21 protein-coding genes are annotated in these 24,157 nt (G+C 71.8%); 14 read left to right on the forward strand and 7 right to left on the reverse strand.

All coding sequences use genetic code 11. From position 1 onward, the window contains the following. The first annotated feature begins 79 nt into the window (after positions 1–79). From OO60_RS03625 to hpaD, 6 genes are all read left to right on the forward strand, one after another. On the forward strand, positions 80–1,516 hold the full coding sequence (locus OO60_RS03625; RefSeq protein ID WP_033260757.1) for an aldehyde dehydrogenase family protein: 1,437 nt from the start codon (positions 80–82) through the stop codon (positions 1,514–1,516). A gap of 73 nt (positions 1,517–1,589) precedes the next feature. Further along, a complete protein-coding gene (locus OO60_RS03630) occupies positions 1,590–3,008 on the forward strand; it encodes a fumarylacetoacetate hydrolase family protein (RefSeq protein ID WP_004558403.1) in 1,419 nt (472 codons plus the stop codon). Continuing rightward, positions 2,990–3,658 (forward strand): GntR family transcriptional regulator, encoded by a 669-nt coding sequence (locus OO60_RS03635; protein WP_004558404.1) that lies wholly within the window; start codon positions 2,990–2,992, stop codon positions 3,656–3,658. The genes OO60_RS03630 and OO60_RS03635 overlap by 19 nt, the downstream gene beginning before the upstream one ends. Positions 3,659–3,676: 18 nt before the next feature. Further along, positions 3,677–4,624: a 4-hydroxy-tetrahydrodipicolinate synthase gene (gene dapA / locus OO60_RS03640; RefSeq protein WP_004558405.1), complete on the forward strand. Its 948-nt coding sequence runs from the start codon at positions 3,677–3,679 to the stop codon at positions 4,622–4,624. Next, positions 4,621–6,126: a 5-carboxymethyl-2-hydroxymuconate semialdehyde dehydrogenase gene (hpaE, locus tag OO60_RS03645; RefSeq protein ID WP_004558406.1), complete on the forward strand. Its 1,506-nt coding sequence runs from the start codon at positions 4,621–4,623 to the stop codon at positions 6,124–6,126. The genes dapA and hpaE overlap by 4 nt, the downstream gene beginning before the upstream one ends. Beyond that, positions 6,123–7,163, forward strand: a complete 1,041-nt coding sequence (gene hpaD / locus OO60_RS03650; protein WP_004558407.1) for a 3,4-dihydroxyphenylacetate 2,3-dioxygenase — start codon at positions 6,123–6,125, stop codon at positions 7,161–7,163. Before hpaE ends, hpaD begins: the two co-directional genes overlap by 4 nt. Here the strand turns inward: hpaD and OO60_RS03655 are convergent. Both OO60_RS03655 and OO60_RS03660 read right to left on the reverse strand, forming a co-directional pair. Then, on the reverse strand, positions 7,146–9,098 hold the full coding sequence (locus OO60_RS03655) for a S9 family peptidase (protein WP_004558408.1): 1,953 nt from the start codon (positions 9,096–9,098) through the stop codon (positions 7,146–7,148). The genes hpaD and OO60_RS03655 overlap by 18 nt on opposite strands. Then, positions 9,086–9,544, reverse strand: coding sequence for a DUF6292 family protein (locus OO60_RS03660; RefSeq protein ID WP_004558409.1), 459 nt, complete (start codon positions 9,542–9,544; stop codon positions 9,086–9,088). The genes OO60_RS03655 and OO60_RS03660 overlap by 13 nt, the downstream gene beginning before the upstream one ends. Before the next feature lie 186 nt (positions 9,545–9,730). Here OO60_RS03660 and OO60_RS03665 point away from each other — a divergent pair, with 186 nt between their 5' ends. The 7 genes from OO60_RS03665 (at position 9,731) to OO60_RS03695 (ending at position 15,580) form a co-directional block, all read left to right on the forward strand. Next, entirely contained in the window at positions 9,731–10,156 is a 426-nt protein-coding gene (locus tag OO60_RS03665) for a DUF6292 family protein (protein WP_004558410.1), read from the forward strand. Beyond that, positions 10,153–10,686, forward strand: a complete 534-nt coding sequence (locus OO60_RS03670) for a hypothetical protein (protein ID WP_004558411.1) — start codon at positions 10,153–10,155, stop codon at positions 10,684–10,686. Before OO60_RS03665 ends, OO60_RS03670 begins: the two co-directional genes overlap by 4 nt. A gap of 86 nt (positions 10,687–10,772) precedes the next feature. After that, positions 10,773–12,155 carry an FAD-binding oxidoreductase gene (locus OO60_RS03675; protein ID WP_004558412.1) on the forward strand — a complete coding sequence of 461 codons (1,383 nt, stop codon included), beginning with the start codon at positions 10,773–10,775 and terminating at the stop codon, positions 12,153–12,155. A gap of 11 nt (positions 12,156–12,166) precedes the next feature. Next, positions 12,167–13,432 carry a class I SAM-dependent methyltransferase gene (locus OO60_RS03680; protein WP_004558413.1) on the forward strand — a complete coding sequence of 422 codons (1,266 nt, stop codon included), beginning with the start codon at positions 12,167–12,169 and terminating at the stop codon, positions 13,430–13,432. Positions 13,433–13,532: 100 nt separating this feature from the next. After that, positions 13,533–13,736, forward strand: a complete 204-nt coding sequence (locus tag OO60_RS03685; protein ID WP_004558414.1) for a cold-shock protein — start codon at positions 13,533–13,535, stop codon at positions 13,734–13,736. 283 nt (positions 13,737–14,019) lie between these two features. Further along, positions 14,020–14,955 (forward strand): acyl-CoA desaturase, encoded by a 936-nt coding sequence (locus OO60_RS03690; protein WP_004558415.1) that lies wholly within the window; start codon positions 14,020–14,022, stop codon positions 14,953–14,955. Between the two features lie 76 nt (positions 14,956–15,031). Continuing rightward, the gene (locus tag OO60_RS03695; protein WP_004558416.1) at positions 15,032–15,580 is read left to right on the forward strand and encodes a polysaccharide deacetylase family protein; all 549 of its coding nucleotides are present in this window, start codon (positions 15,032–15,034) and stop codon (positions 15,578–15,580) included. Positions 15,581–15,667: 87 nt separating this feature from the next. Here the strand turns inward: OO60_RS03695 and OO60_RS03700 are convergent, their stop codons facing one another. Continuing rightward, entirely contained in the window at positions 15,668–16,660 is a 993-nt protein-coding gene (locus tag OO60_RS03700) for an endo-1,4-beta-xylanase (protein WP_240490804.1), read from the reverse strand. A gap of 113 nt (positions 16,661–16,773) precedes the next feature. Between OO60_RS03700 and OO60_RS03705 the strand changes: the two genes are divergently transcribed. Continuing rightward, positions 16,774–17,844, forward strand: a complete 1,071-nt coding sequence (locus OO60_RS03705) for a LacI family DNA-binding transcriptional regulator (protein WP_033260759.1) — start codon at positions 16,774–16,776, stop codon at positions 17,842–17,844. 65 nt (positions 17,845–17,909) lie between these two features. On the opposite strand, the gene OO60_RS03710 is transcribed toward OO60_RS03705, so the two are convergent. From OO60_RS03710 to OO60_RS03725, 4 genes are read right to left on the reverse strand one after another with little or no spacing between them, the layout of a single operon-like run. Then, positions 17,910–20,939: a glycosyl hydrolase 115 family protein gene (locus tag OO60_RS03710; RefSeq protein ID WP_004558419.1), complete on the reverse strand. Its 3,030-nt coding sequence runs from the start codon at positions 20,937–20,939 to the stop codon at positions 17,910–17,912. A 15-nt stretch (positions 20,940–20,954) separates the two neighbouring features. Further along, on the reverse strand, positions 20,955–21,779 hold the full coding sequence (locus tag OO60_RS03715; protein WP_033260760.1) for a carbohydrate ABC transporter permease: 825 nt from the start codon (positions 21,777–21,779) through the stop codon (positions 20,955–20,957). Further along, positions 21,779–22,750, reverse strand: coding sequence for a carbohydrate ABC transporter permease (locus OO60_RS03720; RefSeq protein WP_033260761.1), 972 nt, complete (start codon positions 22,748–22,750; stop codon positions 21,779–21,781). The genes OO60_RS03715 and OO60_RS03720 overlap by 1 nt, the downstream gene beginning before the upstream one ends. Further along, entirely contained in the window at positions 22,747–24,048 is a 1,302-nt protein-coding gene (locus tag OO60_RS03725; protein ID WP_004558422.1) for an extracellular solute-binding protein, read from the reverse strand. Before OO60_RS03725 ends, OO60_RS03720 begins: the two co-directional genes overlap by 4 nt. Between the last annotated feature and the right edge of the window lie 109 nt (positions 24,049–24,157).

The following is a 24,157-nucleotide window of genomic DNA, read 5'->3' on the forward strand; positions in this document are numbered from 1 at the left end:
GGGCGTGCGGGAGCGGACAAGACCCGCGGCGCCCCGCCGCCCGATACTCGGCTCACCCCAGGCCGAGGAGGACACCGGGATGGCGACACGCCTCTGCATCGACGGACAGTGGACCGAAGCCGGCGGCGGCGCGCTCCCGACCCGCGACCCGGCCACCGGCCGGGTCCTCGAAGAGGTCGGCACGGCTTCGCGGGCCGACGTCGACGCCGCGGTGGCGGCCGCCCGGCGAGCGCTTTCCGCGCCGGAGTGGGCCGGCCTGCCGCCGGTCCGGCGCGCCGCGCTGCTGTTCCGGCTGGCCGACCTCGTCGAGCAGCACCACGAGGAACTGGCCCGGCTGGAAACCCTGGACCAGGGCCAGCCGATCGGGGTGTCCCGGCAGGTGAGCGTGACCGGCGCGGCGGAGCACTTCCGCTACTTCGCCGGCTGGGTGACGAAGCTGCAGGGCACCACGAACCCGGTGTCCTTCCCGGACACGCTGCACTACACCCGCCGCGAGCCGGTCGGGGTGAACGCGCTGATCACGCCGTGGAACTTCCCGCTGATGATCCTCGCCTGGAAGCTCGCCCCGGCACTGGCCACCGGCAACACGGTGGTGATCAAGCCCAGCGAGGTCACGCCGCTGACCAGCATCCGCCTGGTCGAGCTGGTCCACGAGGCCGGTATCCCGGCGGGCGTGGTCAACCTCGTCACCGGCGACGGCGCGGTCGGCGCCCTGCTGACCGAGCACGCGGACGTCGACCACGTCTCCTACACCGGCTCGACCGCGGTCGGGAAGCTGATCACCGCGGCGAGCGCGGCGTCGAACCTCAAGCGGCTCACCCTCGAACTCGGCGGGAAGGCCCCGAGCATCATCGCGGCCGACGCCGACATCGACGCCGCCGTCGCGGGCAACCTCGCCGGGGCGACGCTCAACACCGGCCAGGTCTGCGCCGCGTACACGCGCTTCTACGTCGACCGCAAGCGCGAACAGGAGTTCGTCGACAAGCTGGCCCGCGGCCTGGAAGGACTCCGGCTCGGGCCCGGCACCGAGGAGACCACGCAGCTCGGCCCGCTCGTGTCGGCCAAGCACCGCGAACACGTCGACCTCCTGGTCGGCACCGGCCGCGAGCAGGGCGCCGACCTGGTCACCGGCGGCCGCCCGGTCGACGGCGACGGCTACTTCTACACCCCGACGCTGTTCGCCGGCGTCCGCGACGACATGGCGATCATGCGCGAGGAGATCTTCGGCCCGGTGCTCGCCGTGACGGCCTACGACGACGGCGACGAACCGCTGGCCCGCGCCAACGACACCGAGTACGGCCTGGCCGCCACGGTGTGGACCCGGGACATCCGCACGGCCCAGCGCTACGCCGACGGCATCCGGGCCGGTGCGGTGTTCGTCAACATGCCGCCGATCCCGGACATGGCGGCGCCGTGGGGCGGGTACAAGGCGTCCGGCTGGGGCCGCGAGATGGGTCCGTGGGCGCTCGACGCGTACACCGAGACCAAGTCCGTGTGGCTGCACTACGGGGACTGACCGGGGGTTCCCCCACCCCGAAAATCGTATATCATTTGAAATATCTTCCCGCACCGGCAGGCAGGAACCACGGATGACCAGCATCGCGCGACCCGGCAAGATCATCGCGCTGCACCTCAACTACCGCTCCCGCGCCGCCCAGCGCGGCCGGGTGCCGGCGCAGCCGTCGTACTTCCTCAAGCCGCCGACGTCGGTGGCGGCGAGCGGCGCCGTGCTCGAACGCCCGGCGGGCACCGAGCTGCTGGGCTTCGAAGGCGAGATCGCGCTGGTCATCGGCCGCACCGCCCGCCGCGTCACGCCGGAGGACGGCTGGGCGCACGTCTCCGGGGTCACCGCGGCCAACGACTTCGGCGTCTACGACCTCCGGTACGCCGACAAGGGCAGCAACCTGCGGTCCAAGGGCGGCGACGGCTTCACCCCGCTCGGCCCGGCGGTGCTGCCCGCGGCGGACGTCGACCCGGCGGCGCTGCGGCTGCGGACCTGGCTCAACGGCGAACTCGTCCAGGAGGACACCACCGGCGACCTGCTCTTCGGCTTCGGGCGGCTGGTCGCCGACCTCTCACAGCTGATCACCCTCGAGCCCGGTGACGTCGTGCTGACCGGCACGCCCGCGGGCGCGTCGGTCGCCGTCCCCGGCGACGTCGTCGAGGTGGAGGTCGACAGCGGCCGCCACACCACCGGCCGCCTGGTCACCACGATCGCCGAGGGGACCGTCCCGTTCGGGCCGTACGGCGCCCTCCCCCGCGTCGACGAGCAGCAGCGCGCGGACGCGTACGGGGCGGCCGAGCCGGGGTTCGAGCTGACCGCGGCCCTCAAGGAGCGGATCGAATCCGTCGGCACCGCAACACTTTCGGCGCAACTGCGCAAGCGCGGCTACAACGCGGTGTCGATCGACGGGCTGACCTCGACCCGGCCGGGCACCCGGCTGACCGGCCGCGCGCGGACCCTGCGGTACCTGCCGTACCGCGAAGACCTGTTCAAGGCCCACGGCGGCGGCTACAACGCGCAGAAGCGCGCGATCGACGCACTCGGCCCCGGCGACGTCCTCGTCATGGAGGCCCGCGGCGAACGCGGCACCGGGACGGTCGGCGACATCCTCGCGCTGCGGGCCCAGGTGCGCGGCGCGGCCGGGATCGTCACCGACGGCGGGGTCCGCGACCTGGCCGCGGTATCCGCTTTGGACATCCCGACCTACCACGCCGGGCCGCACCCGGCGGTGCTCGGCCGGCGGCACGTGCCCTGGGACGTCGACGTCGCGATCGCCTGCGGCGGCGCGGCGGTGTGCCCGGGCGACGTCATCGCCGGGGACGCCGACGGGGTCCTGGTCATCCCGCCGGACCTGGTCGAAGAGGTGGTCGAGGCGGCGATCGAGCAGGAGCTGCACGAGACGTTCATCGCCGAGCAGGTCGCCGCCGGCGAGCGCGTCGAAGGGCTCTACCCGATGGACGAGCACTGGCGCGGGAGGTTCGCCGCATGGCGCGCGAAACGGTGAACGGCGCCGCGATGAGCAAGTCGCGGATCGCCTACCAGTGGATCAAGGCCCGGATCGCCGACGGCACCTTCTCCCCCGGCTACCGCCTGGTCCTCGGCCAGCTCGCCCAGGAGCTCGGGGTCAGCGTGGTGCCGGTCCGCGAGGCGATCCGGCTGCTCGAGGCCGAGGGCCTGGTGACCTTCGAACGCAACGTCGGCGCGCAGGTCGCGATGGTCGACGAAAGCGAGTACCAGCACACGATGCAGACCCTCGCCCTGGTCGAGGGCTACGCCGCCGCGCTCGCCGCGCCGCTGCTGACGTCCGGCACGCTGGCCAGGGCGCGGGCGCTCAACACGGAACTGGCCGGCTGCCTCGGGCACTTCGAACCGGCCCGGTTCACCGGGCTCAACCGCGACTTCCACGCCGTGCTGTTCGAAGCCTGCCCGAACCCGCAGGTCCTGGACCTGGTCCGGCGCGGCTGGGACCGGCTCAGCGGCCTGCGCAGCTCGACGTTCAGCTTCGTGCCCGGCCGCGCCCGCGAGTCGGTCGCCGAGCACGAAACCATCCTCGGCCTGCTCGACCGCGGCGCACCCGCCGCCGACGTCGAACAGGCCGTCCGCGCCCACCGGCTGGCCACCCTGGACGCCTACCTCGCCTACCGCCGCCACTGACGCAGGAAGGGAAACCCCATGCGATTCCGCTCCGACCCCCAGGCCGTCCGCGGGTCGATCGCGCCGCTGATGACGCCGTTCACCGCCGACGGCGCGGTCGACCACGCCGGGCTGCAGAACCTCGTGCGCTGGCAGCTCGCCTCGGGCACGCACGGCATCTCGATCGGCGGCTCCACCGGCGAACCCGGCTCCCAGACGGTGGCCGAGCGCGCCGAGGCGATCCGGACGGTGGCCGCCGAGGTCGGCGACCGCGTCCCGTTCGTCCCGGGCACCGGCTCCGCGAAGCTCGACGAGACCCTGGAGCTGACGGCACTGGCCAGGGACGCCGGGATCGACGCGGCCCTGGTCATCACGCCGTACTACGCGCGGCCCACCCAGGACGCCCTGTTCGTCTGGTACCGCACGGTCTGCCGGGAGTTCCCGGACCTGCCGATCGTCGCCTACAACGTGCCGAGCCGGACCGCGGTCGACCTCGCGCCGGAGACCGTCGCGCGGCTGTACCGCTCGTGCGACAACTTCGTCGGGATCAAGGAGACGACGAAGGACTTCGAGCACTTCTCCCGCGTGCTGCACCTGTGCGGCCGGGAACTGCTGGTGTGGTCCGGGATCGAGCTGCTCTGCCTGCCGCTGCTGGCCCTCGGCGGCGCCGGGTTCGTCAGCGCCACGGCCAACATCGCCCCGGCCGCGTGCGCGGAGATGTACACGGCCTGGCAGTCCGGCGACCACGAACGGGCCCGCGAACTCCACTACGGCCTGCACCCGCTGGTCGACCTGCTGTTCGTCGAGACCAACCCGGCACCCGGGAAGTGGGTGCTGGAGCAGCGCGGGCTGATCGCGTCCGGGCACGTCCGGCCGCCGCTGATCCCGCCGACCGAGTCCGGCGTCGCCCGGATCACCGAGCTCATGACCGAGGGGGCGAAGTACCTCTCGCCCGTCGAAGGTTTCACCGTGGAAGGAAAGGCATGACCCACTACGTCCCGGACGGACTGCCGGGCGAGCTCAAGCACTACATCGGCGGTGAGCTCGTCGACAGCGTCTCCGGCAAGACGTTCGACGTGCTCGACCCGGTGTCGAACACCCCGTACGTGACCGCGGCCGCCGGCCAGGCCGAGGACGTCGGCCGGGCGGTCGCCGCGGCGCGGACGGCGTTCACCGAAGGGCCGTGGCCGCGGATGCTGCCCCGGGCCCGCGCGCGGATCCTCAACCGGATCGCCGACGCAGTCGAAGCCCAGGACAAGCGGCTCGCCGAACTGGAGACGTTCGACACCGGCCTGCCGATCACCCAGGCGCTCGGGCAGGCGCAGCGCGCGGCCGAAAACTTCCGGTTCTTCGCCGACCTCGTCGTCGCCCAGGCCGACGACACCTACCAGGTGCCTGGCAGGCAGGTGAACTACGTGCACCGCAAGCCGGTCGGCGTCGCCGGGCTGATCACGCCGTGGAACACGCCGTTCATGCTGGAGAGCTGGAAGCTCGCGCCCGCGCTGGCCTCGGGCTGCACGGTGGTGCTCAAGCCGGCCGAGTTCACGCCGCTGTCGGCGAGCCTGTGGGCCGGGATCTTCGCCGGCGCGGGCCTGCCGGACGGGGTGTTCAACCTGGTCAACGGCTTCGGCGAGGAAGCGGGCGACGCGCTGGTCAAGCACCCGGACGTGCCGCTGATCTCGTTCACCGGCGAGACCACGACCGGGCAGACGATCTACCGCAACTGCGCGGCCCACCTCAAGGGCATGTCGATGGAACTCGGCGGCAAGTCCCCGGCGATCGTCTTCGCCGACGCCGACCTCGACGCCGCCCTCGACTCGACCCTCTTCGGCGTGTTCTCGCTCAACGGCGAACGCTGCACCGCGGGCAGCCGGATCCTCGTCGAGCGGCCGATCTACGAGGAGTTCTGCGCGCGATACGCCGAACGGGCGGCGAACATCGTCGTCGGCGACCCGCACGACCCGGCCACCGAGGTCGGCGCGCTGGTGCACCCCGAGCACTACGCCAAGGTCATGCGGTACGTCGAGCTCGGCAAGACGGAAGGCCGCCTGCTCGCGGGCGGCGGTCGCCCGTCCGGTTCGGACAGTGGCAACTACGTGGCGCCGACGGTGTTCGCCGACGTGCCGCCGACCGCGCGGATCTTCCAGGAGGAGATCTTCGGCCCGGTCGTCGCGCTGACGCCGTTCGACACCGAAGCCGAAGCCCTGTCACTGGCCAACGACGTCAAGTACGGCCTGGCCGCGTACCTGTGGACGTCCGATCTGACGCGGGCACACACCTTCGCGCAGTCGGTCGAAGCCGGGATGGTCTGGCTGAACTCGCACAACGTCCGCGACCTGCGGACGCCGTTCGGCGGGGTCAAGGCCTCCGGCCTCGGCCACGAAGGCGGCTACCGCTCCCTCGACTTCTACACCCACCAGCAGGCCGTCCACGTCTCGCTCGGGCCGGTGCACACGGCCCGGTTCGGCGCCGGGAAGGAAACCGCATGACCACCACCCCGCCGGACGTCATCCGCTGCGCGTACGCCGAACTCGTCGTCACCGACCTGGCCGCGTCGCGGGCGTTCTACGTCGACGTGCTCGGGCTCGTCGTCACCCACGAGGACGCTTCCGCGTTGTACCTGCGGGCGTTCGAGGAGTACCTGCACCACTCGCTGGTGCTGCGGAAGGGCCCGGAGCCCGCGCTGGGCGTGCTGGCCTACCGGGTGCGCACGCCGGCCGACCTGGACCTGGCCGAGGCGTACTACGCCGGGCTCGGCTGCCGGGTCGAGCGGCGGGCGGCGGGCGCGACCCGGGGCATCGGCGAGGCCGTGCGCGTGCTCGACCCGCTCGGGTTCCCGGTCGAGTTCTTCCACGAGGCCGAGCACGTCGAGCGCTTCACCCAGCGCTACGACGTCCACGGCGCCGGCGCCCTGTCGCGGCTGGACCACTTCAACCTGGACACCCCGGACGTCCCGGCGGCCCGGAAGTACTACGAGGGCCTGGGTTTCCGCGTCTCGGAGGACATCCAGGACGACGAGGGCACGGTGTACGCGGCGTGGATGTTCCGCAAGCCGACGGTCCACGACGTGGCGCTGACCGGCGGCGACGGCCCGCGGCTGCACCACATCGCGTTCGCCTCGCACGAACGGCACCAGATCCTGCACATCTGCGACCACCTCGGCGCGCTGCGGAAGTCCGCGATGATCGAGCGCGGGCCGGGCCGCCACGGCGTGTCGAACGCGTTCTACCTCTACGTCCGCGACCCGGACGGGCACCGCATCGAGATCTACACGCACGACTACTACACCGGCGACCCGGACAACCCGGTGATCACCTGGGACGTCCACGACAACCAGCGCCGCGACTGGTGGGGCAACCCGGTGGTGCCGAGCTGGTACACCGACGCGTCCCGGGTGCTGGACCTGGACGGTGCGGTGCAGCCGGTCGTCGAACGGGCCGAGCCGCGCGAAGCCGACGTCACCGTCGGCGCCGACGGGTTCTCGTTCACCGGCGGGGCGGAGTACAAGCTAGGCGAGCAGGTGTGAGAACCAGGCGCGCATCCGGCGCAGGAAGTCGAGCTGGTGGCCGCGTTCGCGCAGCGAATGCCCCTCCCGGGGGTAGACGACGAACTCGTGCGGCCGGTCGCCGAGGGCGTGGTGCAGGAGCTCGGCCTGCGACAGCGGGACGTTCGCGTCGTCCTCGCCGTGCACGATGAGGACGGGGGTCGCGATCCGGTCCGCGTGGGTGATCGGGCTGGTTTCCCGGCTGCCGAGGGCGAGCTCGAACCGGCTGTGCTCACCGGTCGCGGCGAGCAGCGGCCAGTCGATGACGCCCGCACTGACGACGGCCGCCTTGAACCGGTCGGTGTGCGCGACGGCCCAGGCGGCCATGAACCCGCCGTGGCTCCCGCCGGCGATCCCGAGCCGGTCTTCGTCGGCGACGCCGTCTTTCACCAGGAGGTCGATCCCGGTGAGCAGGTCGGTGAATTCGGCGCCGCCGACGTCCCCGGCGACGCTCGCCGCGAAGGCGTGCCCGTGGCCGGAGCTGCCGCGGGGATTCGGGAGGAACACCGCGAACCCGCCCGCGGCCAGCCACTGGCCGCAGCGGAACCAGCCGAGCTGGAACCGGTCGGCGAAGCGGTCGTACGGGCCGCCGTGGACCAGGGTGACCAGCGGGAAGGGCCCGTCGGCGCGGGTCCGGCCGGGCGGGAGGACCAGGAGGCCGTCGAGATCCAGGCCGTCCTCGGCGCGGTAGGCCAGGCGTTCCTGGCCGCCCCACCGGATCCCGCGCAGCGGCAGCTCGCCGAGGCGCGCGAGCGGGCCGCCGGGTGGTCCACAGTGGACGGTGTCGGGTTCGGTCGCCGTGCTCGCCACGACGGCGACCGTCCCGCCGCCCGCGGACAGGCCGTTGAGGCTGCCGGCGGCGCGGGTGAGCTCGGCGAAGGCGCCGGTGGCGGGATCGAGGCGCCGGATCGTGGTGTCGAGCCCTTCGGCGAAGAGCGCGAGCAGCGGGCCGCCGCCGGCCAGTTCGAGCGGGCAGACGGGCAGCCCGGCGGTGAGGTTGCGGTGGTCACCGGCGTCGAAGACCGCGTCGCCGCCGATCAGGCCGGGCGGGGTCAGGCCGAGGTAGGCCAGGCGCCAGCCGGTCTCGTCGCGCCACCAGGTGAGCGACGAGGCTTCCAGCGCCGGAACACCGAGCTCCTGCCGCGCGCCGGTGCGGGGGTCGAAGAGGTGGAGGGCGGGTTCGAAGACCCCGGGTTCCCGGTCGGCGGCGGACCAGGTGAGCACGGCGAGGGCGCCCCCATCGGGCCGGGCGACGGCTTCGACGACGTGCCGCGAGCCGAAGTCGCCGAGGGGGCGGACGGCGCGGGTGGGCAGGTCGAGGAGCCAGAGCCGGTCGGGACGGGCTTGGGTGTCCCAGGTGGGGTGCAGCGGTGGGGTGGGTTCGGCGGGGGCTTCGGGGCTGCCTGCCTCCGGCCCGGCGGAGGGAGGCTCGAGGCTTCCCTGCCCCAGCCCGCCTGCGGGAGCTTCGGCGCTGCCCGCCGCACGCCCGACCACCCGAACCCGGGGATCGGCAGCCTCATCTCTCTCCCGAGGCGCCACAAGCACCACCGCATCGCCGTCCGGCAGCAGCGCGTAGTCGCTGATCGCCGCGCGCCAGTCCGTCAGCCGCTCCGGTGTGCCGCCCTCCCGGCGAGCCCGGTAGAGCTGGGCCGTCCCGCGTTCCGCGCGGTCGGACAGGAAGCAGATCCACCCGGAATCCGCCGACCACCGCGGTTCCCGGTCCTCCGCCGGGCTCGGGGCGAACTCCCGGGGCGGCTCGCCGCCGTCCGCCGGGGCGAGCCACAGACCGCTCACCGGGTGCCGGCCCGTACGCCCCTCGGGGGCGGTCGCGTACACCACCCACCGGCCGTCCGGTGACACCCGCGGGGTCGCCGGCACCTGGCGGTCGACCACGGCCTCCGCCGTCAGTTCCCCCATGCACCCCAGTGTGCCCAGCCGCGGCCGGGCGGTGCCACCTCCGGGACCAGCTTCAGCAGCTGCTCGTGGTCGCCGGCCTCGCGGAGGACCGGTGCCTCCGGGGTGCCCGCGTCCGGGTCGTCCGCGCGGACCGCCGCCAGGAAGCGGACCACCGCACGGGGCTCCGGGAAGACTTCGCCACCCAGGTGGGCCAGGACCGTCGCGGTGCCGTCTTCGATCGCCGCCGCCCAGCCGTGGACCTCGTCCCACACCAGGGCCAGGTCGTGGCCGGGGAACCGGGACAGGCGCCAGTCCAGCGCGATGTAGGCGCCCGCCGGGGTGCCCGTGTCGAGCGTGCACGACTCCAGTCCCACCCCCACCGCCTTGGCCACCGCCCCCACGTAGCCGCGCAACCGCCGCTCGAACGAGAACTCCGTGTCGCGCCCGAAGTCGATCAGAATGCTCAACGCCGCCTCGCTTTCCCCGTCCCGGCGCGGGATCCTCCGCGTCGCCCGATCGGGTACCCCCGGGTTCCGCTGCTCAACCCGGCGAACCCGGCGTGAGATGTCGTCCACCCGCTGACATCTCACTTGTCATCGATCCGACGACATGCCAGAATCGGGGGGACCGAAGAGAAAGGTGACCCGCCGCCCGTGACCGCATCGATCGAACTCCCGACCGGTTACCCGCACCCCGTCGTCTCCGCGCTGCTCGGCTACCTCCGCGACGTAACCGCCGAGCTCGGGATCGGCCTCGAGTCGTGCACGCTCGACCACGACCGCCCGATCTCCGCCTACGTCGCCCTCGACACCCGGCTGCCGCACTACCCCGACCGCGACGTCGCCCTGCTCTGGGACGAGGTCCGCGGCTGGGCGGCAGCGATCGAGACGCACTCCGGCGAGGACTTGATCGTCCTGCGCTACCTGGGCGGGCCGGCCGTCGCCCCGCCGCCGGACCGGGTCGCCCGGTTCGTCGAAGCCCTGCACGAAGACGACCACACCGTGGGACGGCCCGATCCGGTGCCGCTCCGGACCGCGGGCGACGCCGGCGAACTCGCCGCGCTGCTGCGCCGGTCATGACGTTCCCCCTGCCGGAGAGCTTCGCGCTGACGTTCCGCGGCTACGACCGCGAGCAGGTCGACGCGCGGATCGACGAGCTCCTCACCGAGATCCGCCTGCTCACGGCCGACCGCGACGCCGCGGTCGCCGAAGCGGAGAACCTGGCCCGGCGCCTCGAACAGGCCCGGTCCGACACCGCCGCGTTGCGGGCCCGCACCGACCGCCTGTGCCGGACCCCCGCCGACCCGGCCGCCGTCGGGGACCGCGTGCGGCACCTGCTCCAGCTGGCCCACGCCGAAGCCGACGGTGTCGTCGCGGAGGCCAGGGAACGAGCCGCGGCGATCGTTCGCGAAGCGGAGGAAACGGCGGCCCGAAAAGTCGAGGACGCCCGCGTGCTGGCCGCCCGCGAGACGGAGTACGCCCGGCGCCGCGCCGAGCGCCTGGCCGCGATCGAACGGCGCACCGCCGACCGGCTGCGGCAGGCCGACGCGTTCCTGGCCGAGGCGGCCGGACTGCTCGACGGCGACCCCCGGCTGCCCGCTGCCGCCTGAACCGTTCCCACCAGCCGGGAGGTGGCGGAAAAACCCGTCCCGGTGGCGCAGTGCGCCCGCCGTCGGCGTGAGGCAGGATCGGGTTCGTGACCATCGATCAGGCCGGGGTGCCGGAAGCCCCGCCGTTCCCCGCGCACGAAGCCCGCGTCGACGCTCTGAGACGGCAGCTCACCGCGATCGCCGGTGAAGCGACCGTCCGGCTCGCGAAGCGGACTTCCAACCTGTTCCGCTCCCGGGCCGCCGCGAAGCACCCCGGGCTGGACGTCTCCGGCTTCACCCACGTGCTGCGCGTCGACCCCGTGACCCGCACCGCCGACGTCGAAGGGATGGTCACCTACGAACAGCTCGTCGACGCCACCCTCCCGCACGGCCTGATGCCGCTGGTCGTGCCGCAGCTGAAGACCATCACGCTCGGCGGCGCGGTCACCGGCCTCGGCATCGAGTCCTCGTCCTTCCGCAACGGCATGCCGCACGAGTCGGTGCTCGAGCTCGAGGTGCTCACCGGCGACGGCCGGATCGTCGTCGCCACGCCGGACAACGAGCACCGCGACCTGTTCCACGGCTTCCCCAACTCCTACGGGACCCTCGGCTACGCCCTGCGGCTGAAGATCCTCCTGGAGCCGGTGAAGCCGTTCGTCGAGCTCCGGCACGTCCGCTACCACGACCGGGACAGCTACTTCGCCGCCCTGCGCGAAGCCTGCGACAGCGGCGAGCACGACTTCGTCGACGGCACGGTCTTCGGGCCCGCCGAGCTCTACCTGACCCTGGCGAAGTTCACCGACACCGCGCCCGCGACCAGCGACTACACCTGGCTGGACATCTACTACCGGTCGATCCAGCAGCGCGAGACCGACCACCTCACCGTCCGGGACTACCTCTGGCGCTGGGACACCGACTGGTTCTGGTGCTCGCGCGCGTTCGGCGTCCAGCACCGGCTGCCGCGGCTGCTGCTCGGCCGCCGGCTGCTGCGGTCGTCGGTCTACTGGAAGGTCGTCGCGCTCGACCGCCGGTTCCGGATCGCCGAACGGCTGCTGAAGCTGCGGCGGCTGCCGCCGGAGGAGACGATCGTGCAGGACATCGAGGTCCCGCTCGGCCGGGCCGCGGAGTTCCTCGCCTTCTTCGAGCGGGAGATCCCGATCAGCCCGGTCTGGATCTGCCCGCTGCGGCAGCGGCCCGGCGGCGTCCGCTGGCCGCTGTACGAACTGGACCCCGAAGAGCTGTACGTCAACTTCGGGTTCTGGTCGGCCGTGCCGCTGGACCCCGGCGAGCGCGACGGCGTGCACAACCGGATGGTCGAAGCCGAGGTCACCCGGCTCGGCGGGCACAAGTCGCTCTACTCGGACAGCTTCTACACCGAGGACGAGTTCTGGCGGCTCTACAACGGCGACGCCTACCGGCGGCTCAAGCAGGCCTACGACCCGGGCGAGCGGCTGCTCGGCTTCTACGAGAAGTGCGTCCGCCGCCGGTGAAAGGAACCAACGTGACCCAGGAAAGCACCACGGTCGGCGCGGTCTTCGAACGGCTCCTCGGGCCGCGCGCCACCGTGTCGATCACCGCCTACGACGGCAGCAGCAGCGGCCCGGCGGACGCCCCGGTGGCCATCCGGGTGACCTCCCCGCTGGCGCTGGACTACCTGATGTCCTCCCCCGGCGACCTCGGCCTCGCCCGCGCGTACGTCGCCGGCGCGCTGGACGTCGAAGGCGACCTCTACACGGCGCTGCACGCGCTGTCGGCCCAGGTCGACCAGCTCACCCCGGCCGACCGGCTGTGGCTGCTGCGCAAGCTCGGCCCGCGGCACCTGCGGCCGGTCAAGCCGCCGGCCGAGGAGCACCCGAGCCGGTTCCGGCGCGGGCTGACCGCGCTGCGGCACTCGAAGGAGCGCGACAGCGAAGCCATCGCCAGCCACTACGACGTGTCGAACCGGTTCTACGAGCTGGTCCTCGGCCCGTCGATGGCCTACACCTGCGCGGTGTTCCCCACCGAGGACGCGACGCTGGAGGAAGCGCAGGCGAACAAGTTCGACCTGATCTGCCGCAAGCTCGGCCTCCAGCCGGGGATGCGGCTGCTCGACGTCGGCTGCGGCTGGGGCGGCATGGTCGCGCACGCCGTCCGGCACTACGGCGTCGAGGCGCTCGGTGTCACACTTTCGCGTGAACAAGCGCAGTGGGCGCAGAAGAACATCGTCGCGCTGGGCCTGGCCGACCGGGCCGAGATCCGCCACCTCGACTACCGGGACGTCACCGAAACGGGGTTCGACGCGATCTCCTCGATCGGGCTCACCGAGCACATCGGCGCGCGCAACGTCCCCGGCTACTTCCGCTTCCTGGCCGCGAAGCTCAAGCCGCACGGGCGGATGCTGAACCACTGCATCACCAACCCCGACTCCAGCGTGGCCCACCGGTCGCGCGGGTTCATCGACCGGTACGTCTTCCCGGACGGCGAGCTCGAAAGCCCGGGCGAGCTGATGACGGCCATGCACGACGCCGGGCTCGAGGTGCGGCACGCGGAGAACCTGCGGGAGCACTACGCCAAGACCCTGGCCGGGTGGTGCGCCAACCTCGACGAGCACTGGGACGAGGCGGTCGCGGAGGCCGGTGCCGGGCGCAGCCGCGTGTGGGCGCTGTACCTCGCGGCCTGCCGGCTGGCCTTTGAACGGCGGGAGATCGAACTGCACCACATCCTCGGGGTGCGAACCGACAACGAGGGCGGGATGGGCATGCCGCTGCGCCCCGATTGGGGAGTTTGACCACCGGGGGTGGCCCCGGGCGTCCGGCAATGGGAGGATGGCGGGGAGACCGGGTGTCCGAACGGGACGCCCAGGCTCACTACAAAGAGTAGGTATGGGTATGGCTCAGGGCAGTGTCAAGTGGTTCAACGGCGAAAAGGGCTTCGGCTTCATCGCGCAGGACGGCGGGGGTCCGGACGTGTTCGTCCACTACTCCGAGATCCAGGGCAGCGGCTTCAAGTCGCTCGACGAGGGTCAGCGCGTGGAGTTCGAGATCGGCCAGGGCCAGAAGGGCCCGCAGGCCCAGCGCGTGAGCGTCATCTGAGCCACGAGGCACCCTAAGGCCCTCGCCCCCACCCGGGGCGGGGGCCTTACTCGTTCCGGCCACACTGCGGATTCACAACGGTCCGGTAACGTGGACTGCGTCGAGGGACCCTCGGACGTCGGCGGCCCGCCGGTTTCCCCCTCGGCCCGCGGCCATCGAGGCCGATCGCCGGCAGGAGCGGCGACGAGCCCGGCCCACCGCAGACCCCGACCGCCGGGTGTTCCCGCTCCCCGGCTGCCGCGCGGGCCCCGCCCGCGCGTGCTGACCTCGAAACGAGTACTGCATGACCGCCTCCGTGAAGGCTGCCCGGCCCACCCCGAAACCCGTGCTCGACGGCAAGCAGACCGTCGCCGAGCTGATCACCATCCGCACCTTCCTGCTCGTGCCGTTCCTCGCGCTCGCCGCGGCCGTCCCGGTGTTCTGGGGCTGGGGCGTCAGCTGGCTCGACCTCACCCTCGGCGGCGCGTTCTTCGTGCTGTCGACGCTCGGCATCACCGTCGGCTACCACCGCTACTTCACCCACGGCTCCTTCCGGGCGAAGCGGGTGCTGCGGATCGCACTGGCCATCGCGGGCGGCCTCGCGGCGCAGGGTCCGGTGATCGGCTGGGTCGCCGACCACCGCCGCCACCACGCCTTCTCCGACCGGGACGGCGACCCGCACTCGCCGTGGCTGTTCGGGACGTCGCCGGTGGCGCTGGCCCGCGGGTTCTGGCACGCCCACATGGGCTGGCTCTTCGGCCGCGACAAGACCAACGTCGACCGGTTCGCCCCGGATCTGGCCGCCGACCGCGACCTGCGCGTCGTCGACCGGCTCTTCCCCCTGTGGGTGGTGCTGAGCCTGCTGCTGCCGACACTGCTCGGCGGCCTGATCACGCTGTCGTGGTGGGGCGCGCTGACGGCGTTCCTGTGGGCGGGCCTGGCGCGGATCTCGTTCCAGCACCACGTGACGTGGTCGGTGAACTCGATCTGCCACATGATCGGCGAGCGCCCGTTCAGCAGCCGCGACCGGTCGGCGAACTTCTGGCCGCTGGCCATCCTGTCGATGGGCGAGTCCTGGCACAACACCCACCACGCGGATCCGACGTCGGCCCGCCACGGCGTGTTGCGCGGCCAGCTCGACGTGTCCGCGCGGGTGATCTGGGCGTTCGAGAAGCTGGGCTGGGCGTGGAACGTGCGCTGGCCGACGGCGAAGCGGCTCGCCGCACTGGCCGCCCGCTGACGAAAGCCGGCGAAACCGAGCGAAAGCCGGGCGAAAGTCCTTGCCCGGCCCGGCGGGCCCGCGTGATCTTGGACGGATGGACACGGTCGCGCTCACCTTCGACGACGGCCCGTACCCCGAGACGACCCCGGCCCTGCTGGCCGCGCTCGGCGGCACGCGGGCGACGTTCTTCCTGTGGGGCGAGCACGCCGCGGCCCACCCGGACCTGGTCCGGGCGATCGCCGCGGCGGGGCACGCGATCGGCAACCACACGTGGACCCACCCGCACCTGACCACGCTGGCTGACGACGCTGCCCGCGACCAGGAGGTCCGGCGCACGCAGGACCTGCTGACCCGGCTGACCGGGCTGCGGCCGGCGCTGTTCCGGCCGCCCTACGGCGACACGGACGCCGCGGTGGCCTCGACGCTCGCGGTCCACGGGCTCACCGAGGTGCTGTGGAGCGTCGACACCCGCGACTGGGCCGGCTGCACCGCGGACGAGATCGTCGCCGCGGCCGGGCAGGTGCAGCCGGGCGGCGTCGTGCTGATGCACGAAGGCCGCCCGGCCACCCTCGATGCGGTCCCCCGCATCCTCGCCGCGCTCGCCGAACGCGGCCTGCGTCCCGGCCCGGTCACCGCCTCCTGACCCGCGGGCTCCGGACGTCGCGAATGACTCATTCGGGGCCTCGGAGGTCCCGAATGAGTCATTCGCGGCACCGGCGACCGGCGCGGGTCAGGGGTTGAGCGCGTAGTACGCCGGCTTCGGGCGCAGGTTCTCGTCGAACAGGCAGGCCGCCCCTTCGCCCGGGAACACGTCCGGGACCCACGAGTGCCGGTCGGTGAAGCCCCACGTGGTGAACTCCACGCACTTGCGGACCGCGTGGCAGCCGTCCCACAGCTGCCCGAAGTAGCTCGCCTGGGTGGCGAGCTTCGCCGCGTCGGGCGGGGTCGGGATCCGGACGTCGGCCTCGGTGACCGCGGTCTCCACGCCGATCTTGGCGAAGCGGGCCAGGTTCTCGCGGTACTGGCCCGGGAAGCCGTACTGGATCGACAGGTGCCCCTGGACACCGACGCCGTCGATCGGCACGCCCTGCCGCCGCAGCGTCTTCACCAGGTCGTAGACCGCGTTGCTCTTCGGGTTGATCCCTTCGATGTTGTAGTCGTTGAGGTACAGCTTCGCGTGCGGGTCGGCCGCGTGCGCCCAGCGGAAGACGTCGGCGACGAAACCGTCGCCGAGCTTCTGCCGGAAGACCGTGTCACGCCGGGTGCCGTCTTCGTTGAAGATCTCGTTGACGACGTCCCAGGCGCGGATCTTTCCCTTGTACCGCTTGACTTCCGTGGTGATGTGGTCCCGCAGGACCCGCCGCAGCTCGTCGGCGGGCAGCGCGGCGACCCAGTCCGGGAGCTGGGAGTGCCAGACGAGCGTGTGCCCGCGGACGGTCTTGTGGTGGGTCCGGGCGTACTCGACGATCGCGTCCGCGCCGGACCAGTCGTACTGGCCGCGCACGGCTTCGATCGTGCCCCACTTCATCTCGTTCTCGGGCGTCACGTTGTCGAATTCCCGGGTGAGCACCGCCCGGTAATCGGTTTCCGAGGCCAGGTAGGCCGCCGCCACCGCGCTGCCGACGTAACGGTTCGTGGTGTATTGCAGCGGCACCGAAGCCGACCCTGCCGATGCCGCGGGCGCCTGCCACACCGCAATACCCAGCGTGGCCGCAACCGCCATCAGGACAGTTTTCTTAGGAATTCTTCGCGACATCTTCATCCTCCGCGTGACAATGGAGCTCCGAAAGTTTCCAACCGTTTCAAATCGGGTTTCGATGACCTAGAATCTCCTTCATGACAACGAAGTCCGACGATCTCGAGCCGAGCGCATCCCGGGTGACCATCGCCCGGATCGCCGCCGAGACCGGTGTTTCCGTGCCGACTGTTTCGAAAGTGCTGAACGGCCGGCCCGACGTCGCCGAAACCACCCGTGCCCGCGTCGAAGCGGTCATCGGGAAATACGGTTACCGGCGCCGGGCCGACGAACGCTCCCGTCGTTCCCGGCTGCTGGAACTCATGTTCCACGAACTCGAAAGCACGTGGGCGCTCGAAATCATCCGCGGGGTCGAGTGCGTCGCCCGCGAAAACGGAATGGCGGTGGTGCTCGCCGAATCTTCCGGCCGGCACACGCCGGGGCAGAGCTGGCTGGAGAGCGTGCTCGCCCGGCGGCCGGTGGGCATCGTCTCGGTCTGTTCCGACTTCACCGGCGGGCAGCTGGCGAAGCTCCGGGCGCGGGACATCCCGCTGGTCGTGGTCGACCCGGCGGGCGCGCCCGGGCCGGAGACGCCCTCGATCGGGGCCACGAACTGGCAGGGCGGGCTGACCGCCACCCGGCACCTCGTGGAGCTGGGCCACCGCCGGATCGCGATGATCGGCGGCCCGGAAGGCGTCCTGTGCAGCCGGGCCCGGATCGACGGGTACCGGACGGCACTGGAGACGGCCGGCCTGGCGTTCGACCCGGCCCTGGTCCGCCGCGGCGACTTCCACGTCCGGGCGGGCTACCGGGAGCTGGCCTCACTGCTCACCCTCCCCGACCGGCCGACGGCGGTGTTCGCGGGCAGCGACCTGCAGGCGCTCGGCGTGTACGAGGCCGCGCGCGACGCGGGGCTGCGCATCCCGGACGACCTTTCGGTGGTGGGCTTCGACGACCTGCCGATCGCCCGCTGGCTGACCCCGGAGCTGACGACGGTCCGCCAGCCCCTCCAGGAGATGGCGGCGGCCGGCGCCCGGCTGGCGATTTCCCTGGCCCGCGGCGTGGATCCGGAGAGCCACCGCGTGGAGCTGGCGACCAGCCTGGTGGTCCGGCACAGCACGGCGGCCCCGGCCCACCAGGGCCACCACGTCCTGTCGGGCGGCCGGCGGTAGCCCGGCGCGGGGCCGATCCCCGGGCGACGGCCACCGCCCCCGTTCCGTGGTGAGCAGCTGCGCGCTCACCACGGCCACCGCAGGCTTTCCGGCGGTCCCAGGTAGCTCGCCCGCAGGCCGCCCGTGTCGACCACCAGCTTCTGGACGATCACCGCCGGGTCCACCATCCAGAACTTCAGCACGTGCGAGCCCGCCGCTTCGACCACGTGCCGGGTCGACGTCAGGTTCACGTTGTCCGACGTCGTCCGCTCCCACTGGCGGTTCATCGCCGTGTCGTCGGCTCCGGTCGCCGTCGTGATGTTCACGAGCTGCGGTTCCGCGTCGTCGAACGAAACCGCGTACCGCAGGCCGTCGCCCGGCAGCACGTTGCTGCGCGGGGACAGGTACGCCCACACCGTCACCGGGCCCGTCGTGAACAGCGTCATCCGGTACTCCAGCCGCGGTCCCGCTCCCGGCGCGCGGCTCGCCGCCGTCACCGGGAACGGGGTCATCCCCGCCCCGGTGCGCCCGATGTCCGGGATGCGCCGCCACGCCACGTCCGCCGCACCGACGTTCGCGCTGCAGTGCTCGGCCTCCATCGACACGTACCCGCCCGCTTCGACGAAACCGCGGGCCGGCAGCACCGGGTTGCGCACCACCGCGTCCAACACCACCGACGTCCCCGCGCCCGTCACCGTGATCGGCACCGTCGTGGTGCCCTTCGGCGCCCGGGCCCAGTCGATCCGAACCGTCATCCGCAGCTCCTCGGTGACCCGGCCGCCGCGCGGCTCGACCTGCACCCACGGCGCACCGGCGGAGACGGTGCAGCGGAACGGTTCCCGGCCGCGGTTGAAGACGTCGACGTACTGCGGTGGCGCAGTCTGGTACGGGCTGAACTCCGGCAGCGCGGGCCGTCCCGCGGCGCCGGGCCACGCGTCCGGGGAGCCGTCGACCGCGACGCCCAGTGCCGCCGCCGCGGGCAGGTCGAGGCGTTTCACCGCCGGGAAGATGACGTCCGGCAGGGCGACGTTGTCCTTCTCCGGCTGCTGCCAGGGCGCGTTGGGGCCGTACCGGGCGACGTCGCCGTAGTCGATGTGCGGCTGGGTCTGGAACCCCTGCCACTTGCCGCCCGCGATGCCGGTGTTGTACTTCTCGGCCAGCGCGAGGTCGTCGGCGAACCGGGCCTCCGTGACGGCGGCGAGGCCGTTGGCCGAGGCCCGGCCCTGGGCCGCGTACAGCAGGTTCGTGAACTCGGCCCGCCGCAGCGCGTAGAGGTTGGCCGACGCCTCGACCTCGTACCCCACCAGCTCGTAATAGGCGTCCTGGAAGGCCTTCGGCAGCCGCGCGCCGATCTTCGACGCCCGCGCCGCGAGGTCGCGCCATTCGCCGGTGACCCGGTCCAGCTCGCCGTAGTCGACCAGGCTGAACGGCGTCATCTGGTCGTCGTAGGTGATCGTCCCGGCGGCGTCCACCGTGATCCGCCGGTTGAGCAGCTCCGGCTTGCGCCGCGACTGCAGCCGCCCGTAGTCGTGCAGCACCGCGGCGATGTCCGAGGCGAGAGCGGGACCGAAGTTCTCCGCGGCGAACGCACGCTCCCAAGCGGACAGCCGCTCGATCGGCAGCGCACCCGGGTCCCACGCGTAGTCGAGGAAGAACTGCAGCGGCAGCTCGTTGCCCTTCATGTCGCCGACGTTGGCCACCCACAGCCGGTCGTTGCCGTAGGCGGACGCCTGGTGCAGCTGCTCCCAGGTGTTCGCGAGCAACGCGGTGTCGACCCACTTGTAGTTGCGCCCGCCGCCGACGTAGTCGAAGTGGTAGTACAGCCCGTACCCGCCGGGGTGCGGCGGGCCGGACAGGTCGGGCATCTTGCGGATGTTGCCCCAGTTGTCGTCGGTGAACACCACGATGACGTCGTCCGGCGGGCGCAGGCCCTTCGCCCAGTACCGCTGGACTTCCTTGTACAGCGTCCAGACCTGCGGCACGGTGGTGAGGTCGCGGCCGGTTTCGCGGGCGAGGATCTCGCGCTCGGTGGCGATGATCTCGCGCATCAGCTCGATGCCGTCGCCGTCGGGCAGGCCGACGTCGCCGTTGCCGCGCATGCCGAGCGTGACGACGCCTTCGAAGTCCTCGCGGACCATCCGGCGGATCCCGTCGGTCCAGTACGCCTTGATCGCCTCGCCGTTGCGGCGGAAGCTCCACTCCCCCGTGCCGCCGTACGGGTCGTGCCCCGGGGTGGTGATGTTCCCGGCCGCGTCGCGGACCGCGGGCACCGCGTGCCGGTTCCACTCCTCGATCCCGCGCATCATCGGCGCCTCGTGCGAGGTGCCCATGACGATGCCGTACTCCTTGGCCGTGGCGTGGTTGAGCGGGTCGTCCTCGGCGAACGCCCGCCCCCACACCGCCGGCCACAGGTAGTTGGCCCGCAGCCGCAGCATGGTCTCGAAGACCTTGGCGAAGAACAGGTGGTTGAAGCCGTTCGGGAACCCGGGCGCCTTGCCGGGCCCGAAGAAGGCCGGAGCCCAGGTGCCGAGGGCCGGGTTCTCGTCGTTGATGAAGAACCCGCGGTACTTCACGTGCGGGGTGCCGAGGCTGAACCGCTCGCGCGGCAGGTGCAGCTCCGCCTGCCGCCGCGGTGGCACGTCCGCCCACCAGTACCACGGCGAGACGCCGATGCGCCGGGAGACCTCGTAGACGCCGTAGATCACGCCACGCTGGTCACTGCCGGTGAGCACCAGCCGCCCGTCGACGACCTGGCTCAGCGACGTCTCCCACTCCCCGGCGATCCCGGTGACGTCGAGCTTCCCGGCCGCCACCAGGCCGTCGACCAGCGGGCTGTGCCCGAGGGTGCCGACCAGCACCACCGGCCCGCCGGCGGGCACCACGGCGGACACGGCCGGCCGGACCCCGGTGACCCGCTCGATGTCCGCGGCGAGGTCCCCGGCGACCCGCCGGACACCCGGCTGGTCATCCGGGCTCACCACGATCGTCGCGGCCTTTCCCCGCGACACCAGCGGAAACCCGGTGCCGGCTTCGGCCAGGCCCGGGAGCGCCACGGACCCCGCCCCGGCCAGGGCGAGCAACTGCAGGAAGGTACGACGGTGGACCTCGGACGGCACGGGAGACCTCCTGAGTCAGCCCTTCACGGATCCGGTCAGCCCGCCGACGATGCGCCGTTCGGCGAGCACGAAGAACGCGAGCGCCGGGATCGCCGACAGGGCGGTGAACGCGAGCACCCGGGCGGTGTCCTGGGAGAACTGGGACTGGAACATCGCGACGCCGAGCGGGAGCGTGAAGTGCCCGGAGTCGTTGAACACCAGCAGTGGCAGCAGGTAGGCGTTCCAGCTGGTGACGAAGGCGAGCACGGCGACCGTGGTCAGCGCCGGCGTCGACAGCGGCAGCAGGATCCGCCAGAAGAACCCGAGCCGGGTGGCGCCGTCGAGCACGGCCGCGTCCTCGATCTCGCCCGGGATCGCGTGCATGAACGGCCGCAGGATCACGATCGTCACCGGCAGGGAGAACGCCGCCTCGGGGATCGCCACCCCCCAGAAGCTCTCGAGCATGCCCAGCTGGCGCAGCCACAGGTACAGCGGCAGCGTCGCCACCGTCAGCGGGAACAGCAGGCCGATGGTGAACAGCGTGTACAACGCTTCGCGGCCCTTGAACTGGTACCGCGAAAGGGCGTACCCGGCCATCGACCCGAGCGTGACGGCGACCGCGGTCGCGATCACGGCGATCAGCGCGCTGTTGCCCAGGAACGTCCAGAACGCGCTCGAGCCCAGGACCGAGGCGTAGTTGTCGGTCACCCACGGGCCGGGCAGCCCGGCCGGGTCGGTGTTGATCTGGGCGTTGGTGCGGAACCCGCCGAGCACGACGAACAGCAGCGGCACGACCGTCACGCCGACGACGACGATCGCCGCGAGGTAGCCCATCGACAGGCCGAACTTGCCGGACCGCATCAGCCCACCATCCTGGTCAGGGCGCCCTGGGTGTCCCGGCGGAGCGCGAACCGCTGGTACAGCAGGGCGAACAGGAAGCAGATGACGAAGAGGATCACCGCGACCGCGGAGCCGAACCCGAACTCGTAGCGCTTGAAGCCGTGGTCGATCAGGTAGGTCGCCATCGTCGTCGAGGCGTTCGCCGGACCGCCGGTGGTCATGATCCAGACGATGTCGAACAGCTGGAGCGAGCCGATCACCGACAGGAAGATCCAGATCCGGATGGTCGGGCCGAGCAGCGGCAGCACCACGTGCCGGGTCGTCTGCCACGCCGACGCGCCATCGAGCGCCGCGGCTTCGCGAAGTTCGGCAGGCACGCCTTGCAGGCCGGCGAGCAGCAGGATGATGCCGAAGCCGATGTACTTCCAGGTGATCACCGCGAACAGCGTGTAGAGCACGATGCCCGGGTCGGCCAGCCACTGGTGGATCGCACCGCCCAGCCCCACGCCCTTGAGCACCTGGTCGGCGAACGCGCCCGGCTGCAGCATCAGCGACCAGATGACCGCGGTGATCGCCTCGGACAGCACGTAGGGGGCGAACACCAGGGCGCGCAGCACGGCACGGCCCTTCAGCTTCCGGTTGAGCAGCATCGCCAGCCCGATCGACAGCGGCAGCTGCACCACGATGGACAGCCCGGCGATGATCAGGTTGTGCACGATGGCGCTCTGGAACACCGTGCCGTTGAACGCGTCGGTGTAGTTGTCGAAGCCTACGAAGTCGTCGAGCGGGCCGAAGCCGTTCCACTTGAACAGGCTGTAGAAGCCGGCGATCCCGATCGGCACCAGGACGAACCCGACGAACACCAGCAGGGCCGGCCCGAGCAGCACCGCCAGCTCCAGGCGTTTGCCGAGACCGGAGCGTTTCCCCCGGGCACGGACCGCCGGTGCGGGCGGCCGCGCCGCCGCCCGCACCGGAGTCGTCGCCGTGGTCACTTGTTGCCCGCCGCGGCCTGGTTGACGGCGGTCACGATGCCTTCGGGGGTGCCCTGGCCGGCGAACATGTTGGCCACCGCGTCGTTCAGCGCGGCGCCGACCGCCGTCGGGAACGCCCGGTCGAAGTACATCTGCACGTACGGCGCCTTCGTGCCGTAGTCGTTGACCTGCCGGAGCACATCGGTCTTCAGCGACTTCGCGGCGACGACGTTCACGGGCAGGCCGGTCCCCTTCGCGGCGAGCTCGGTCTGCACGGGCTCGCTGACCAGGTACTGCAGGAAGGCCGTGCAGGCCTTGGACGCACGGGTGGTGCAGGCGAAACCGTCACCGCCGCCGAGCGCGGCCGCCGGGTCGCCCTGCCCGCCCGCCACGGTCGGGAACGGGAACCAGCCGATCTTCGAGTCCAGGTCCTTGTCCTCGGTCAGCGACGACATCGTGCCGGGTTCCCAGTCGCCCTGCAGCTCCATCGCGGCCTTGCCGTTGGCGACGAGACCGGCGGAGCTGCCCGCGCCCTGCTGGGCGGGCGTGCCGGCGAACCCGGTCTGGAACGGTTCGGTGGCCAGGAAGTTCTTCAGGTCCTGCCCGGCCTTCGTCCAGCACGGGTCCTCGAGCTTGACCGCCTTCACCGACTGCTGGAGCACCGCGGTCGAGCATTCGCGGATGGCGAAGTAGTTGAAGTAGAAGGCATCCGGCCAGCGGTCCTTGCCGCCGACCGAGATCGGCGCGATGCTCTTGGCCTTCAGCGCCGTGACGGCGGCGTTCAGCTCGTCCATGGTCTTCGGCGGGGTGGTGATCCCCGCTTGCTGGAACAGGTCCTTGCGGTACCAGAAGCCGACGAAGTGCTGCGTGAACGGCACGCCGTACTGCTTGCCGTCGACCTGCCACTTCTCGCCGAACTTGCCGGTGGCCTGCTCGATCCACGACTTGGTGTCGCCGGTGATGTCGGCGACCTTGCCCGAGGTGATCTGCCCGGCCAGGTCGCCGGCGCCCCAGGACTGGTAGATGTCCGGCGGCTCGGCCGACTGCAGGGCGAGGGGCACCTTCGTGTTGAAGTCCTCGTTCTGCAGCGGCTGGGCCTTGATCGTGACTTCGGGGTGCGCCTTCTGGTAGTCGGCGACGACCTTCGCCCAGACCGACTTGATCGGGTCGGTGGTGCCGTTGTGCCACCAGGTCAGGGTGACCGGGCCCGACGGCTGGGCGGGTGTGTCGCTGCTTCCCCCGCTGCTGCACCCGTAGAGCACGAGCGGCGCGATGGCCACCAGGGCGGCGAGAACGGGGATCCGGTGTTTCAGAGACATCGTGGGTCCACTCCTGACGACTTCGGCCGAGTTGGACGGGGCGCGACTGCGCCCGGGTTGGCGAAGAGTCTGCTCCCCGGGCAAATGGGATGTCAATCGTTGTCGATAA

It is taken from the genome of Amycolatopsis vancoresmycina (assembly GCF_000716785.1).
Lineage (GTDB): Bacteria > Actinomycetota > Actinomycetes > Mycobacteriales > Pseudonocardiaceae > Amycolatopsis > Amycolatopsis vancoresmycina.

Bases quoted from the DNA above. Each gene is read 5' to 3' on its own strand.
- OO60_RS03625 (WP_033260757.1), top strand. From the start codon at position 80: ATGGCGACACGCCTCTGCATCGACGGACAGTGGACCGAAGCCGGCGGC.
- OO60_RS03630 (WP_004558403.1), top strand. From the start codon at position 1,590: ATGACCAGCATCGCGCGACCCGGCAAGATCATCGCGCTGCACCTCAAC.
- OO60_RS03635 (WP_004558404.1), top strand. From the start codon at position 2,990: ATGGCGCGCGAAACGGTGAACGGCGCCGCGATGAGCAAGTCGCGGATC.
- dapA (WP_004558405.1), top strand. From the start codon at position 3,677: ATGCGATTCCGCTCCGACCCCCAGGCCGTCCGCGGGTCGATCGCGCCG.
- hpaE (WP_004558406.1), top strand. From the start codon at position 4,621: ATGACCCACTACGTCCCGGACGGACTGCCGGGCGAGCTCAAGCACTAC.
- hpaD (WP_004558407.1), top strand. From the start codon at position 6,123: ATGACCACCACCCCGCCGGACGTCATCCGCTGCGCGTACGCCGAACTC.
- OO60_RS03655 (WP_004558408.1), bottom strand. From the start codon at position 9,098: ATGGGGGAACTGACGGCGGAGGCCGTGGTCGACCGCCAGGTGCCGGCG.
- OO60_RS03670 (WP_004558411.1), top strand. From the start codon at position 10,153: ATGACGTTCCCCCTGCCGGAGAGCTTCGCGCTGACGTTCCGCGGCTAC.
- OO60_RS03685 (WP_004558414.1), top strand. From the start codon at position 13,533: ATGGCTCAGGGCAGTGTCAAGTGGTTCAACGGCGAAAAGGGCTTCGGC.
- OO60_RS03690 (WP_004558415.1), top strand. From the start codon at position 14,020: ATGACCGCCTCCGTGAAGGCTGCCCGGCCCACCCCGAAACCCGTGCTC.
- OO60_RS03695 (WP_004558416.1), top strand. From the start codon at position 15,032: ATGGACACGGTCGCGCTCACCTTCGACGACGGCCCGTACCCCGAGACG.
- OO60_RS03700 (WP_240490804.1), bottom strand. From the start codon at position 16,660: ATGGCGGTTGCGGCCACGCTGGGTATTGCGGTGTGGCAGGCGCCCGCG.
- OO60_RS03705 (WP_033260759.1), top strand. From the start codon at position 16,774: ATGACAACGAAGTCCGACGATCTCGAGCCGAGCGCATCCCGGGTGACC.
- OO60_RS03715 (WP_033260760.1), bottom strand. From the start codon at position 21,779: ATGCGGTCCGGCAAGTTCGGCCTGTCGATGGGCTACCTCGCGGCGATC.
- OO60_RS03725 (WP_004558422.1), bottom strand. From the start codon at position 24,048: ATGTCTCTGAAACACCGGATCCCCGTTCTCGCCGCCCTGGTGGCCATC.